The following is a 15,250-nucleotide window of genomic DNA, read 5'->3' as shown; positions in this document are numbered from 1 at the left end:
CCATAAACCCCGCTTCGGTGGGGTTTACGTGCGTAAAGAATTGGTGGCCTGTATACGCGTTTCGTCCGTAGAACGTCCTAATCGGGTTACCGCCCCGATTGTTGTGAGAGTCTCACCGTTTTTCTCTGCGTACAGGTGGATTCCGGTGCAAAGATCGATGACATCACTTTCTCAAGGGTGTCCTGTTTCTTCACCCCAAGGTAGCCCGCAGCGTCCGTCTCAGAAAGATAACCTGCCTGCGTCGCTTCGGTGATGGCGGTGAGGAATCGCCGACCGACGCGGGAGCGCACAAGTACCCGGAACTGCGGTGCCCCGGTCCCCTTCGGCTTGCTCGTACCGGCATGGCCTTTGACCAGTCCTACGACACTGTTGGCAACCTGCTGAGAAACAATGCCAAGGTCAACAATCCTCCACAGGAGTGCTTCCCTGCTCACCCCGAACCGCGGGGCAGTATCGCCTAGCTGCGTAACGAGGTTTTCCGGTTCGAATGAGAAACAACGAACGGCAGGCTCAGGCATGAGGAGGGAGGCCGCGAACGCGTTGCACCACTGCTCAATGGGGTTTTCCTTGCCCTGGTCGCCGGATAGGCCCGGTGCGGACCGAGACACATGGCCGAGTTCATGAGCCAGGCTAAAAAGCTGCGCCGTTTTGCTATCGGAGGTGTTGACGAACACGAGCGCGTATTCTCCTTGGCACAGTGTGAACCCGCGAAACTCGCTTACTTTGAGTTTCCGTCGCGTGGAATTGTCTACGATCGAGTTACGCATAACAAGGAGGCCGTGCTCTTCCATGCGGTTACTGAGATCAAGCACTTTGTCTCTGCCACGGGGGTGTCCATCGTCGTCCCATCCGAAGGTGTCGCGTACCTTCGATGCAGCCTCGTCTGGTTTGGAACCCGCCGAAGCGATACCCAGAACTCGGGGCGGTTCGATGCCGATGTCAGAGGCGTATTCGGCGTACCACCCAAGGCGGTACTCAGCGGTTTTGACCATGTCGCGCGGATTCGCGCCAACCGTTTCCACCGGCGCGTTGCGGACGGTTCGGAAGTCAGGAATCGCGATCTTCTCCGGTGTTGGAACGTCGAGAAGCAGGCGTCCGAGGGGGAGGCGCGCGGCGTTGGCGATCTCCTTAGCCTGCACGAGAGTGGGGTTCTTAACTCCGGACATCCAGTCATCCATCTGTGGGAATCGCTTTGCAATTGTCTCCTCAGACAGCTCGGAACGCTCGAGTGCCCAGTTCAGAACGTCAGGCTGAACGGCTACTTCCACACCCATCGGAACCTCCTCTCTCCCCAAACTATATAGGGTTCGTGGAACAAAGCCCTGTAGAAAGGAGAAAACCCCAGATTAGCTGGGGTTCCATGGAGTCTATGACGGTGTCCTTCAGTAGTACTTAGTTGATACCGTGGGTCTGCAGTTTTCTACATGACAGCTGACACGGCGGTCAAGCCCCCCTAATCCACCTCGAAATCGGGCTCGTCGATCCGCAGTTCCGAGTACTTGGCCTCAGGGAACGAGGCGGTGTAACGCGCACCAACGGCGTGCCAGGTTTGATCCTCGCCGCAGGTGACGTCCTGGTTGTCGGTGTCGAGCATGCTGAAGCCCCACACCAGTCGGCCCTGCGTCTGCGGGGGCAGCATGTACGGGCCGACAACCTGCTTGAACTTCCAGTAGATCTGGTTGACGTAGGTGAAGCCGAACGCGTTGGACACGAACTTCGCGAGTTCACCCTTGTCCTTGGCGGAGGCGGAGACCTCGGTCGTCTGCGTCCGCTTCTGCGTCACGGTGTGCGTGACGGGGATGGGTTCGTCGTTGAAGTTGGCCACGCTGGCGGCGTCGGTCTGCTTGAACCAGTGGCGGGTGGCCTCCACGTAGGTGCCGTTCGCGCCGGGTGTCGCGCAGTGCGAGCCGGGGGTGTAGTCGGTGTTCCACCTGCTGGGGAGCTCAAACTCGAGCGCATCAGCCGCCCCAGCCACGCCGGTGCCCGACAATCCCACCGCCACCACGGCAGCAGCAATCGCTAGGCGGCGCATTTTAGAACTCCTGCTTGCCGTTGTCGCGCGTGGAGATCTGGACGTGGCGCTCCTTAGGCAGGGTGGCGTGGAAGGTGTCGCCCTCGCCGTGCCAGGTGTGGTCGGAGCCGCAGACGGTGTGCTGGCCGGTGAAGTCGGAGACGACCCAGCCGGCGCGCAGGACGGCGGTCTTGCCGGGCTGGACGTTGTACGGTCCGATCTGCTCACCGACGGTGTAGCTTTGCGAGTCGGTGTAGCTGGAGGAGAAGGTGAAGTGGATGAGGTCGAGGATCGGGAAGTCGATGCCGGCGGAGACGTTCCACGTCTTGGTCTTGGTCTCTTCGACGGTGCGGGTGACGGGCAGGGGCTCGTCGTTGAAGTTGGAGATGGTCCACGTGCCGGCGGAGCCGTCGAAGTAGGTGCGGGTGATGTTGACGGTTTGGCCCCGGTCGCCGGGGTTGGAGCAGGCCTCACCGATGGTGGTGGGGTTGGCCACGCCGAAGTCGCGGGAGGGCAGTGCCTGGGCGGCGGGGGCGAGGGCGAGGGTGGTGGCAGTGGCGAGCGCTGCGATGGTGCGGATGGACATTGTTTTCTCCTTGTTTTAATTGTTGGTCTGGGTCGGCACGGGCAGTGTCGCGTAGGTATCGGGTGTGATATCTTCCACGCGGGTGCTTCCGTCGGGGGAGGTGATGGTCGCCTCTGCCCAAAATCCGCTGGGTGCGGATGTCTGCGGGTAGTTCGACACAAGGGAGTAGGTGCCGTCTTTGCCGCAGTGCATCTCGCGGTAGTTGATCCTGGTCATCGTGGTTCCGTATTCCACGCGCACACGCTCACCGGGGCGCAATTGCACGGGCTTGAGCTTGGTTCCGACGGGCATGTATGCCCGCTGAACGGCGCCGACGGAGTGGAGCCAGCCGTCGGGCACGTGGTTGTTGTTGCCCAGCCAGTTCGTGTACGGGTTGTGCTCAGCGCCGACGACGTTATCGGTGATGGGGTGGTATTCGTAGTCACCCTTGGACCAGTTGAGGAAGTCTTGGCTGTACCCGGGCTTCCTAAACGTCGGCGCGACGGCGGTGATATCGAGTGGGTACCACGCCTTGTCGCCCTCGCATTTTTCGCTTGTCGACGGCCAGTCGTCACCCTTCTGCAACGGTTCCGCAGGCTCAACGATATGGTCCTGCTTCGGGTCTGCTACCTTCTCCAGGCTCGGCCCCGACACGCTGGTGTAGGTGTCACCCACCGGCCTGCTGTTCGCGCCGGGGGAGCGCGACGGGATCTCCAACGCCAGATCGGAAATGGAACCGTCGGCACGCACGATGTAGGCAAAGGCGTAGCGCTCAGCGGGGCCGGTGCCACGGATGACGTTGGCCCCCGGCGCGTTGCGGACGATGCCGTTGTCGCAGGTGACGAACATGGAGATGAAGTCCTTCTCCACGGTGCCGTACTCCACGCGCAGGGATTCGCCCGGCTTGAGGTCGATCGGCCCCACGGTCTCACCCTCGACCCAGCCGTTATTCATCTTCAGGCCGATATCGGACTTCGCCGTCGTCTTCCACCCGTTGGGCAGCTTGGCGGCGGAGTTCGCGGAGATTTCGTGGTTCGTGCCGGTCTCCACCGTCGCCGTGTAGGGGACGGTTTGGTTAGTCCGGTTCGTGAACTGGAGCGTGCCATCGTTAAGGTAGCGACGCGCCGTTTCCCCGTAGTGCCACTCGGGGTCTTTGGCCTGCGTACACGTGGTGTACAGGTTGCTAATCGGGTAGCCCTGCGGCATCGCTGGCACAGCACCGGCCGGTGCAATCGCACCGATGGTGAGCGCTGCTGCTGCTACTGTCGTCGCTACTTTTGTGAACATACGCATTAAGTTACGACCGGGTAGGGAACTCCTCAACGCCAAAACGGGGTCATTCGTTCACACTTTTCGGTACCTTCGTTCCCCCTGCGGAACGAAAGTACCAGTGATCGGCAAGGGGTATGAATGTGCCGTACTCTTTGTCCCCATGAGTACCGCATTGGAAATAAGCAACGTCGATCTCTCGCTGGGTGGCGGGCCGATCCTTTCTGACCTGCAGCTGAGCGTCCGGACAGGGAGGGTTCACGCCCTCCTCGGTCGCAACGGGGCAGGCAAGTCGACTACCTTCAAGGCCACCCTGGGGCGCCTGCCCATCGACGCCGGCTCGATCCGTCTCCTCGACGGCGATCCACAAGAGACCCGGTACAAGGTCGGCTCCTCCATCAATGACCCCGCCCTCTACCCGCACCTGTCGGCCGCGGATAACCTCCGCGTGCACTGCCTTGCGCTCGGCCTTCCCCGCACGGAAATTGCGCGTGTCCTGCACCGCGTCGGTTTGACGGACACGGGACGGAAGGCCGTTCGTGGCTTTTCGACGGGCATGAAGGCGCGCCTTGCTCTGGCCATCGCGCTTCTTGGCAGCCCGGAGCTCCTTATCCTTGACGAGCCCCAAAACGGCCTCGACCCGCAGGGCATCCGAGACCTGCGCGACATGTTCCGCGAGTACACCTCCCATGGCGGGACGATCATCATCTCCTCGCACCAACTTGGCGAGGTGGCGAAGATGGCCGACGACGTCACCGTCATCGGTGGCACGCCGACCACCACCGTCTTCTCGGGAACACTGGAGGAGCTCACGCGCGACGGCGACATCGAATCGCGCTTCCTCGACCTGACGGACAGGACGGCGTAGCGGTGGCTTTGCGATACTTTGCGATGGAAGCAATCCGCATGAAGCGGACCGCGCTTCCCCTCTTCCCCCTTGCCGGGCTCGTCATGGCGCTCATCTTCGTGCTCCTCTCGCAGGGTGCCCAGAGCGCAGGGGCCGCCAGTAGCGATGGGGCACTCATGTGGGAGGCGCTGTACTTCACCGGCATCGCCGGCCCTCTCATGTTCACACTCGGCGCGCTTCCCGAGGTGCGCGAGAAGAATGCGCGCAACGGCGGATTACAAAACCGGGGCTCGAACCGCCACCTGGACAGGCTCGCCCGCGTGCTGTGGCTCTTCGTCATCTCCTTTTTCTTCCAGGCCTGCAACTTCGGCCTCCTCGCCTGCTTCGGAACGTTTCGACCGACAGCCTTCTGGGCGGCGTGGATCGGCTCCCTCATGATGATCGCCTTCGGCAACGCCCTCGCCCGCAATACCGGGATCGTCGTCGCCCTCCTGGTAGGCATCGTCTGGCAGGCCCTCGGCACGGCGCTTGCCGAACACCCGCGCTGGTATGCGATCCCGCCGGCCTGGCCCACCCGCGTCCTCCTCAACCCGATCGGCGTCAACGTCAACGCCACACCGATCACCCACTCCAACCCCGCCTTCGGCGAATCCCCCGCTCTGGGGCTCACCCTGTGCGCCGTCGGCGTACTTGTGTCACTCCTCCTCGTGGGGTGGGAGGTTACCCCGAAACGCCGGGACAAAGCGTCGACAAGCAACGTCGAGGAAGCCGTCAGCGCCCCGCCGGCCTACCGCAGGGAAACGCCCTTCCCCCTGCGCTCTGCCATCGCCGCCGCCGGCTCCTGGCCCACCTACGTGTGCCTGGTACTCAGCGTCCTCATCGTTCTCGCCCTCCCCAGCGACATCTACACGTACTTTGTCCTCCCCATCGGCGCGGGGCTGCTGCCCATCCTGACGTGGCCACTGGTGGCGGGGGCCTTCGCGCACATGTGCCAGGAAAACTCTTCCTGGTCACGCGCCTATATCGTCGCCCACGTCGCCGTTGTCGTCATCCTTTCTGTTCTCGCTGCGCTCAGCAGCGGGTCGCTTGTTCAATGCGTGCTCTGGATACTTACCGGCACGACGTTGCTGTTTGTGTCCTTCCTGCTGCTCATTCGCTTTGGGGTGGGCGCGAGCCTTGCCGCGATGATCCTCTGGACGATCATCGCGCTCACCATCGGCGGTGATGTTCTGGCGGAAACGCAGCTGTGGGTCATCCCCTTTTCCGCCTGGGGCGCCATCGTTCCGGGAACGCCGCGAGAGCCGATCGCCCTCGTCGTGTCGCTCGTCCTTGTGGCCGTATCATCTATCCTGCTCGCCAAGGCGATAAAAAGAGCGAAAAGATAAGGTTCTACTCACTGCGGCCTGGAGCACGATGACAATCACGCCGATGGCTGCGACATCCCAGTAAGAAAACGACAGCGCGCCTCCGGTAAGCGCAGAAATACCTGCGATTATCGCGATGCACACGAGGAACGTGACGATGGTTCTGACGAGCGGCACAGCCTGTCCTGTCGGTGGTTTAGGTAGCGCGACTGTCGGCACAAACTCGCTTACTTCCACTTCTTGCGGATATCGTCGATCTCCTTGTCGCCATAGTCCTGGCCGAGCTCGTCGGCCAGGATCTTCAGGCGGCCGAGCTCAACCTTGCTGTATTTGCCGTCGATAACCGCGGCGAGGATGGCGACGTGGAAAAGTGTGGGCGCATCGCTTGCGGGGAGGCGGTTGATCCGCTGCCACAGATCCCTCTCATCGATGTCCACCTGGTGTTTGAATTCGTCCAGGAAGTGGCTGTATTCCTCGCCGTGGGCGTCGTCTTGTTCCGCCGCGATGGTCATGTGGTGTAGGAAGAGGCATTCCTCGTTGCGCGCGTACTGGTCTGCACCCATGATCCACCACATGGTGAGGAGAAACGTCTCGATGTCGGTGGCGCGGGCAACGAGGCGTCGAGAAGCCTCAATAATGCGCGCCTCCTTGCGCAACGTAGCCTTCGCATTTCGGCCAGCGACTTTCGTCGTCCAGAAGTTGACTCCGGAAGACAAGGGGATGGATACGCCGGGGATGCTGAACTTCACGATGTTTCGCTGAAGCAGGTATTTACCCACGCCCGGCAGGGACTTGAGCGCGTTGAGCGTCGGACCGCTGAAAACTTTCTTGACCACCGGCTGCACAACCATCGGCACGCCCTTGGTCACGCCGTTGCCGGCAACCTCCCCGGCCTTGATGCCGAAGGCGAGCCTGACCAGCTTCATCGTGTCCTCCGGATCGTGCAGGTCGAGCGGAATCCCGTAGAGGACGGAAATGTCGTAGGCCATGCGTAGCTGCAGGTAGGACACGTAGCTCAGATCGACGACGAAGCTTGCCCCGCCGGCGGGAAGCGCGAGTGGTGACGCCGCTCCGCCGGAGCCAATCGTGGCTGCAACGAGCCCCGTGTACGCAGTGGAGCTGAGCCCGCCCTCGATAGCGGCGTAGCTCGCGGCGAGGGCGATCCGCTTATCCACAATCGCGTCGGGCGGCAGGTGGGGGTACTTCTCCCGGAAGTAATCGCCGTTTACCTCGCGAACGTACTGTGCGAGGGAGAAGGAAAGCAGTTTGAGGAACCAGTCGCCACTTTTCAAGTCATCCAGCGAGATGCCGGACACGAAGTCGCGGGTGTGCTCCATCTCCTTTTTTACATGGGTTTTGTGATCTTCCGACGCTTCCAGATCCGGGGCATCGAGGAGGTCTTCTGCGGTTTCATCGTGTGCCATGTCGCTTCTCCTACTCACTCACATTTTATTATGACATGAGAAGGTCATCCCCGCTGGCAAACGAAAAATCCGACAGGCGCGTGGCCTGTCGGATGAGAAAAAATTTTGGAAACAAAGACGTCGAAAATGATAAAAGCCGCTTGAGCCCATAAACCCCTGTTGAGCAGGGGTTTTGTCGTTTCTGGGGTTGTTCGTTGGCGCGTTCGAGCTCCGGCGATCTGGTGCTCGACGCCGATCTGCCCGTTGGATTGGTGCACGTTTCTGGTTGAGGGGGTCTAGGCGTGGGCTTGCGTTAGCGGATATCTGGCAAGGGGGCGTGCCCTCAATTGTGATTGATAAGACCGTGCCCACCTTTGACCTTGTGTGGCGTTCTCGCTCGCGCGCATGTCTCCATCTTCACGAAGAACCACAGATAAAAGTACATGTAGTATCTCACGCGTGTTGTGACGATATTTTGCATGTATTTATGGCAAAATGAGGCGTTGACGGTAACTTGTGGCGAAGGAGGCGATGGTGCGAAAGCGTGCGGCGAAGAAGTCGATGAAGCACATCAACATCGGCGACCTTGGACGTGGTCAAGCATCGAAGCTGCTCAAGGAAGTGGCTGATGGTGACGATGTGGCCTACGTGTTGCGTTACGGAAAGCCTCTCGTGGTGGTCATGTCGCATGAGCGTTACGAGCGATTGATGGAAGATGGAGTTGACCCGAATGAGCACTGAGAAAACAACGAACTATGTCAGCTTCATTTGGAAGATCGCCAACCTGCTGCGCGGTGACTACAAGGAGCACGAGTACGGAGACGTGATCTTGCCGTTCACGGTGCTCACCCGACTCGATTCGGTTCTCGTGAGTACGAAGGACAAAGTTGCCCAGATTCGTGACCAGAAGGGTGTGCCTGCCGAGGTGAAGCGCCTGCAATATGCGAAGGCTACGGGCTACCCGTTTTGGAACACATCGAAGTTCACGCTCCACACGCTCAAGAATGATCCCGACAACCTGGAGGGCAACCTGCGCTCCTACGTGGAAGGCTTTTCGCCGAACGCCCGCGACGTGATGAAGTCCTACGACTTCTATACCGTGATTGACCGTCTCGACCGCTCCGACCTGCTCTACCAGATCGTCGACGCTTTCACTGACCCAGCCGTGGACTTCTCACCTGCAGCGGTCTCCAACGAGGATATGGGTTCGATCTTTGAAGAACTGATCCGGCGCTTCAACGAACTGTCGAACGAAACCGCAGGTGAGTACTTCACCCCGCGCGAAGTCATCCAGCTCATGGTCGAGGTGCTGTTCGACCCGGACATGAACGCGATCTGCGAGCCGGGGTTCATGGCGTCGCTGTATGACCCAGGGGTCGGCACCGGTGGCATGCTTTCCGAAGCAATCGAACGCGCCCACGAGCTCAACGAAGAGGCACGTATTGAGGTGTACGGGCAGGAACTCAACCCGCAAACCTACGCGGTGGCAAAGTCTGACATCCTCATCAAAGGCGACGATGCCGAACGCATCTACTTCGGCAACTCGCTGACCGCTGACAGAACAGCGGGTCGGACGTTCAACTACATGCTGTGCAACCCACCCTTCGGCGTGGAATGGAAGAAGTACGCCGACCCAATCAAGGACGAGGCCGAGAAGCGGGGATCGAAGGGCAGGTTCGGTGCCGGCCTGCCACGTATTTCAGACGGGTCGTTCCTGTTCTTGCAGCACATGATCTCGAAGATGAAGCCCTACGATCCGGCTGATACCCAGAACGCGCCAGGCACCCGGATCGGGATCGTGTTCAACGGATCGCCGCTGTTCACCGGCTCGGCTGGGCAAGGTGAGTCGAACATTCGCCGCTGGATTCTTGAAAACGACTGGCTTGAGGCCATCGTCGCCCTGCCTGACCAGATGTTCTACAACACCGGCATCCTTACCTACATCTGGGTGCTCTCCAACCGCAAAGCGTCAATCCGCAAAAACAAGGTGCAACTGATCGACGCCACCAAGTTCTTTGCCAGGATGCGCAAACCGCTCGGCGAAAAACGCAAATACCTCACCGCTGACAACATTGCCCAGATCGCGCGCATCTACGGCGACTTCACCGAGGGTGAGCACTCCAAGATTTTCGACACCCGCGAGTTCGGCTTCCACGAAGTCACCGTGGAACGCCCGCTACGTTTGAACTTCACCGCCACACCTGAACGAATTGAGCGAGTCTGGGAGCAGACCCCGTTCAAGAACCTGGCCACCTCGAAGAAGCGCAGCGAAGCCGCCCGCACCCAAGAGATCGAGGACGGCAAGAAGACCCAACGAACAATCATCGATGCCATCGAAACTCTCGGCGGCCAGCGGGTGTGGAAGAACCGAGACGAGTTCACTGCCGTACTCAAGACTGCCTTCAAGGATGCTGGGTTGGCTGTGCGCATCCCGCTGTTGAAAGCGATCGTGGTGGCTCTGGGTGAAACTGACCCGACTGCAGACATCTGCCGCGACACCAAGGGCAACCCAGAGCCCGACCCGGCTCTGCGCGACACCGAGCAGATTCCGCTCGCCGAAGACATCGACGCCTACATACAGCGCGAAGTCATCCCCTACGCGGCCGACGCCTACGTCGACCCCGACAAGACCAAGATCGGCTACGAGATCCCCTTCACCCGCTACTTCTACCAGTACGAAGAACTCGGCGACCCCACCGAAACCCTCGCCGAAATCCAAACCCTTGGAGCCGAAATCCAAGCCTCCATTGCCAAACTATTCAGTGAGCAGGTGAACTAAATGGAGGTCTACGAGCACTACAAAGATAGCGGCGTTCCGTGGATTGATAAGATTCCACAGCTTTGGACGGTTGATCGTTTCAGCATGAGCTTCAAGTTCTCTCGCGGACTAGATATAAAGAAGCGCGACCTAGAGGCCGCAGGAATACCAGTCCTTAGTTATGGGCAAATACATGCAAAACACAACCCGGTTGTGACGATAAGTCCAGATTTAGTGAGGTTTATTCCCGCAGATAAAATAGGCGGCGGAAATCTAGAAGATGCGAGGCTGAGGGAAGGCGATCTAGTTTTTGCGGATACCTCAGAAGACGTGCATGGCGCTGGCAACTTCAGTCGATCTGACGGCAGCCAAATGATCCATGCGGGCTACCACACTTTACTCGCGCGTCCGCGCGAAACATATGAGCACAAGTACTTTGCTTATTTATTCTCATCGGAAGCATGGCGACACCAAATTCGCCGCGCCGTTCAGGGTGTGAAAGTATATAGCATCACGCAAGGAGTTTTTAAGCACGCTCAGCTTCTGCGGCCTCCTGTGGAAACGCAGGACGCGATTGTGGCGTTCTTGGATGCGAAGACGGCTGAGATTGACGTGGTGGTCGAGAAGCTTAGGCGTCAGCGGGCCTTGTTGGAGCGTTACAAGCGTGAGTTGATCGCCCACACCGTCACCAAAGGCCTTAATCCTGAATCGCCCATGAAGGACAGCGAATACGAATTCATTGGAACATACCCTGCTGATTGGCAGAATCGTCCTCTATTCGATATTTGTGATCAAGTTAAGTTGGACAATTCCGAACTGCAAACGATTGTTGCGCTCCAGTTCAAAAATGGCTCTATCATTGCAAAACCTGACTGGGATGATAGTCCGCAAAGCTTGGATATACTTTCTGGATATACACTCGTCAGCCCTGGAATGATAGTCATTAACGGCCTTAATCTGAATTATGACTTTAAGACAAAACGTATCGGACTTGTTAAAAATAACGGGGCTATTACATCTGCATATATTGTAATTAGCCCCCACCGGGACATTGAGTCCAGATATTTGAACTATTTGTTTAAGTCGATTGATGCCCAAAAAGCATTGCATGGCATGACTGAAGGGGTGCGGAAAATATTGAACTGGAAAGATATTCGTCGTCTCACACTTCCGATGCCAAATAGTAGTCAGCAAATTGCAATCGCCAATTATCTGGATACAAAGACTGCTGAGATCGACTCTCTGATCGCCAATATTGACCGTCAGATCGCGTTGTTGGGTGCTTATCGCAAGCAGGTTATTAATGATGTGGTGACGGGCAAGGTTCGGGTTAGTGAGGAGGTTGCGTGATGGATACCTCGGAGCGGCGGTTTGAGTCGGAGATCGAGTACTGGCTAACTACTCAGGGCGCGGATGTTGACCGGTTTGAGTCGCGTGATCCGCGCGGGTTTGATCGTGAGCTGTGTCTGTATCCTGCGGATCTGATCCGGTTTGTGAAGGTTACGCAGCCGGATCAGTGGGCGAAGTTGGAGCGCACTTACCGAGGTAACGCGGAGCAGAAGTTTCTGAAGCGTGTCGCTGCGCAGCTTGATCAGCGTGGTGTGATCGATGTGTTGCGCCGTGGCGTTGAGAATGTGGGTGCTCGGTTTAAGCTGGTGTATTTCGCGCCCGGCACTGACTTGAACGAGGTGCTTGCTGAGAAGTATTGGGCGAACGAGATGAGCATCGTGCGCCAGCTGCGGTATTCAACGCGTAACGAGAACTCGGTTGACACGGTGCTGTTGGTGAACGGCATCCCGGTTGTGACGTTGGAGTTGAAGAATCCGTTGACCGGCCAGACGTACCGCGACGCGATCGCCCAGTACAAGCGGGATCGCCCGTCCTCGGAGCCTTTGTTTGGGTTGAATCGGCGTGCGGTGGTGCATTTCGCGGTTGACACCGATGAGGTGTGGATGACGACGAAGCTGGCCGGTCAAGATACGGTGTTCCTGCCGTTCAACAGAGGTTTCCAGAACGGTGCTGGTAATCCGACGGTGGAGGGCAAGTACAAGACCTCGTACTTGTGGGAGCAGGTGCTGGCGAAGGATTCACTGCTTGACATTTTGCACCGGTTCGTGCAGTTCGTGCCCGGCAAGACTCCCGAGGGGCGTCCGGCGAAGTCGAAAGACAAGGTGATCTTTCCGCGCTTCCACCAGTTGGATGCGGTACGTGCGCTCGTTGCCGACGCTAAGGATAATGGTGCTGGGAAGAATTATTTAGTGCAACATTCTGCTGGGTCGGGCAAGTCGAACACGATCGCGTGGCTGGCTCACCACCTGTCGAATCTGCATGATGACGAGCAGCGGGTGGTGTTTGATTCGATCATTGTGATCACTGACCGGAGGGTGTTGGACAAGCAACTCCAGGACACGGTGTTTTCGATGGATCACACCGCCGGTGTGGTGGTGAAGGTCGACAAGAACGCCCGCCAGCTCACTGAAGCGCTGGGTCGGGGTGCTCGGATCATCATTTCGACGTTGCAGAAGTTCCCGTTCGTTGACGTGTCCAACATTGCGACGGCCGGGAAGCACTTCGCGGTGATTGTGGATGAGGCGCACTCGTCGCAGACCGGGCAGGCATCTGAGCGGCTCAAGCAGGTGCTGGCTGACACTGCCCAAGCGGGTCAGGAGTCTGAGGCCGAGTTGCTGGATCGGTATGCGAAGGCTGAGGCTCAGGTGGAGGCCGAACAGTTGGAGGTTGACGAGCAGATCGCCGCGGAGATGGCGACCCATGGACGGCAGGCGAACCTATCGTTCTTCGCGTTCACGGCCACCCCGAAGCAGAAGACTCTGGAGATTTTCGGCACTCCGACGCCTGGTGGCACGCCGCGCCCGTTCCATGTGTATTCGATGAAGCAGGCGATCGAGGAAGGCTTCATCCTCGACGTGCTGGCAAATTACACCACCTACCAGACGTACTACAAGGTTGGTAAGGCCACCGCTGACGATCCGGAGTACGCCAAGAAGCAGGCCAACAAGGCGCTGGGCAAATACTTAGCCCTGCATCCGCACAATCTGCGGCAGAAGGCCGAGATCATCATCGAGCACTTCCGCAGCAACGTGGCACACAAGATCGGCGGCAAAGCCAAGGCAATGCTGGTGACTGGCTCCCGGTTGCACGCGGTGCGCTACTACTTCGCGTTCGCCAACTACATCAACGCCAAGGGCTACACCGACCTGGGTGTGCTGGTGGCGTTCTCCGGCACCGTCGAAGACGACGGGCGTGACTACACCGAGGAACAACTCAACGGCTTCCCCGAAGCCGAGCTGCCAGACCGGTTCGACACCGGTGAGTACCAGATTCTGCTGGTGGCCGAGAAATACCAGACCGGGTTCGACCAGCCCCTGCTGCAGACCATGTATGTGGACAAGAAGCTCCACGGGGTCAAGGCCGTGCAGACCCTGTCGCGGATCAACCGAATGTGCCCGGGCAAGTCAGACACGTTCGTGTTGGACTTCGTCAACAGCGCTGAAGACATTCAGGCGGCGTTCCAAGACTATTACGTGTCGACCTCGATCAGCGAGGAAACCGACCCGAACATCGTCTACGACCTCTACCACTTGATCGCCTCCTACCAGCTGTGGCGAGACGAAGAGATCGACGGGTTCGCGACCGTGTTCTTCAGAGAGCAGAAGCAGCAGACCAATCTGGATTTCGGCAGGCTCAATGCTTTCCTTGACCCGGCAGTCGGCCGCTTCGACGCCCTTGACGACGAGGAAAAAGTCGAGGTGCGCTCGGCGTTCAACAAGTTCAACCGCAACTACGAGTTCTTGACCCACATCATCCGCTTCGACGATGAGAGGCTGCACAAGTTCGCCGCATACGCCAAGCTCCTTACCCGCAAGCTCCATATCGATGGAGATCCCGCCCCACACTTGGATGATGAAGTGACCTTGCAGTACTACCGGCTGCAGTCTGTCTATGAAGGTTCGATTGATCTGGTTGATGAGGTGGGCGAACTTGGGAATTCTCCGAAGCTTGCCATGCCCACCGAGGACGAACGTGAACGGCTCTCGAAGATTCTCGATACCTTGAACGAACGGTGGGGTACCGAGTTCACCAATATGGACAAAGTTCTCGAACAAGTCGCCGATGACCTTGTACAAGATGATGAAATTCAACTACGTGCTCACAACACGCTGGACTTGTTCAAGATCATCTATGACGAGAAGATGCCCGACGTGATGCTCTCACGGATGACGCAGAACCAAGAATTCGCCATGAAGTACCTCTCCGACCCTGTGTTCAGAGGTGACGTGGATGCGATCTTACTGCCGCTTATCCATGAGCGCCTCAATCGTCGCGACGAGGATACTGCCGTTTAAACCGCCCGTAATCGGCCACGAGGTTAAAGCGATCTCAGATGCCATGAAACTACGCGGGATGTCCGTGCTCTCACTGCGTGCGGCGCAATACTTCACAATCCCTCTGCTATCGACCGTGGTACGCAGCGGGGACGAACTGGCATCGGCCGCCCTCGTGCGCGGACTGGGCGGAACCGCAAAGCCCACCTCGGTCACAGTCGTGAAATTCCGTGTGATCGACGCAGTCATTCTGCTCGTCGTTATCGGCTTCGCGATATGGAGAATCGTCCTATGACAATAGCCTAAGCAACTGGGGTCACCTTCACCTATCGAGGAGCAGACCACCCCTCAATCAATGACGCCAACCTCACTATTTCGCCGGGAACTGTCACCTTGCTGTGCGGCGCGTCAGGGTCGGGGAAGACCACCGTGTTGCGGCTGTTTAACGGGCTCATCCCGCACTTTCACGACGGCGACCTTACCGGAAGCGTCACAGTCGACGACATTGACGTGGCACGAGTAGATCTATCAGAGCTTGCCCACCACTGTTCGACAGTGTTTCAAAACCCGCGCACCCAGTTCTACACCACTCACGTGCGCCAAGAGCTCGCCTTCGGCCCAGAAAATCTCGGCCGCGACCCGCAGGAGATCTGTGCCGGCATTGACGAGGTTGCAGCCGAGTTAGGTATC

Annotated in this window: 13 protein-coding genes; 8 read left to right on the top strand and 5 right to left on the bottom strand. The window is 58.5% G+C overall.

Features of this window, described 5'->3' with window-relative positions:
- Positions 1-86: 86 nt before the first annotated feature.
- The 4 genes from HMPREF3044_RS07680 to HMPREF3044_RS07665 form a co-directional block, all read right to left on the bottom strand.
- Positions 87-1,274, bottom strand: coding sequence for an ImmA/IrrE family metallo-endopeptidase (locus HMPREF3044_RS07680; protein ID WP_070740524.1), 1,188 nt, complete (start codon positions 1,272-1,274; stop codon positions 87-89).
- A gap of 179 nt (positions 1,275-1,453) precedes the next feature.
- Positions 1,454-2,032 carry a hypothetical protein gene (locus HMPREF3044_RS07675; protein ID WP_005393385.1) on the bottom strand — a complete coding sequence of 193 codons (579 nt, stop codon included), beginning with the start codon at positions 2,030-2,032 and terminating at the stop codon, positions 1,454-1,456.
- A 1-nt stretch (position 2,033) separates the two neighbouring features.
- Positions 2,034-2,597, bottom strand: a complete 564-nt coding sequence (locus HMPREF3044_RS07670) for a hypothetical protein (RefSeq protein ID WP_005393387.1) — start codon at positions 2,595-2,597, stop codon at positions 2,034-2,036.
- 15 nt (positions 2,598-2,612) lie between these two features.
- Positions 2,613-3,863, bottom strand: coding sequence for a hypothetical protein (locus HMPREF3044_RS07665; RefSeq protein WP_070740522.1), 1,251 nt, complete (start codon positions 3,861-3,863; stop codon positions 2,613-2,615).
- Between the two features lie 145 nt (positions 3,864-4,008).
- On the opposite strand from HMPREF3044_RS07665, the gene HMPREF3044_RS07660 reads away from it, so the two are divergent.
- Together HMPREF3044_RS07660 and HMPREF3044_RS07655 are read left to right on the top strand one after the other, a co-directional pair.
- Positions 4,009-4,713 carry an ATP-binding cassette domain-containing protein gene (locus tag HMPREF3044_RS07660; protein WP_070740519.1) on the top strand — a complete coding sequence of 235 codons (705 nt, stop codon included), beginning with the start codon at positions 4,009-4,011 and terminating at the stop codon, positions 4,711-4,713.
- A 38-nt stretch (positions 4,714-4,751) separates the two neighbouring features.
- Positions 4,752-6,077 (top strand): ABC-2 family transporter permease, encoded by a 1,326-nt coding sequence (locus tag HMPREF3044_RS07655; protein WP_070740516.1) that lies wholly within the window; start codon positions 4,752-4,754, stop codon positions 6,075-6,077.
- 206 nt (positions 6,078-6,283) lie between these two features.
- Here HMPREF3044_RS07655 and HMPREF3044_RS07650 read toward each other — a convergent pair whose 3' ends face one another.
- A complete protein-coding gene (locus HMPREF3044_RS07650; protein WP_070740513.1) occupies positions 6,284-7,480 on the bottom strand; it encodes a hypothetical protein in 1,197 nt (398 codons plus the stop codon).
- A gap of 510 nt (positions 7,481-7,990) precedes the next feature.
- On the opposite strand from HMPREF3044_RS07650, the gene HMPREF3044_RS07645 reads away from it, so the two are divergent.
- The 6 genes from HMPREF3044_RS07645 to HMPREF3044_RS07620 all read left to right on the top strand — a co-directional run.
- Positions 7,991-8,200, top strand: coding sequence for a type II toxin-antitoxin system Phd/YefM family antitoxin (locus HMPREF3044_RS07645; RefSeq protein ID WP_034988730.1), 210 nt, complete (start codon positions 7,991-7,993; stop codon positions 8,198-8,200).
- Positions 8,190-10,238: a type I restriction-modification system subunit M gene (locus HMPREF3044_RS07640; RefSeq protein WP_005393407.1), complete on the top strand. Its 2,049-nt coding sequence runs from the start codon at positions 8,190-8,192 to the stop codon at positions 10,236-10,238. Before HMPREF3044_RS07645 ends, HMPREF3044_RS07640 begins: the two co-directional genes overlap by 11 nt.
- A complete protein-coding gene (locus HMPREF3044_RS07635) occupies positions 10,239-11,567 on the top strand; it encodes a restriction endonuclease subunit S (RefSeq protein WP_005393408.1) in 1,329 nt (442 codons plus the stop codon). It begins immediately after the preceding gene.
- On the top strand, positions 11,567-14,581 hold the full coding sequence (locus HMPREF3044_RS07630) for a type I restriction endonuclease subunit R (RefSeq protein ID WP_005393409.1): 3,015 nt from the start codon (positions 11,567-11,569) through the stop codon (positions 14,579-14,581). The genes HMPREF3044_RS07635 and HMPREF3044_RS07630 overlap by 1 nt, the downstream gene beginning before the upstream one ends.
- 58 nt (positions 14,582-14,639) lie before the next feature.
- Positions 14,640-14,855 carry an energy-coupling factor transporter transmembrane protein EcfT gene (locus HMPREF3044_RS07625; RefSeq protein ID WP_246820952.1) on the top strand — a complete coding sequence of 72 codons (216 nt, stop codon included), beginning with the start codon at positions 14,640-14,642 and terminating at the stop codon, positions 14,853-14,855.
- A 56-nt stretch (positions 14,856-14,911) separates the two neighbouring features.
- Positions 14,912-15,250 (top strand): ATP-binding cassette domain-containing protein (locus HMPREF3044_RS07620; protein WP_256381082.1); only part of this gene is annotated, 339 nt, incomplete at its 3' end.

The sequence above is a fragment of the Corynebacterium sp. HMSC073D01 genome, from assembly GCF_001815555.1.
GTDB lineage: Bacteria > Actinomycetota > Actinomycetes > Mycobacteriales > Mycobacteriaceae > Corynebacterium > Corynebacterium glucuronolyticum.
Note: the sequence above shows the minus strand (reverse complement) of the source record. Positions and strands in the feature narration are given on the sequence as shown.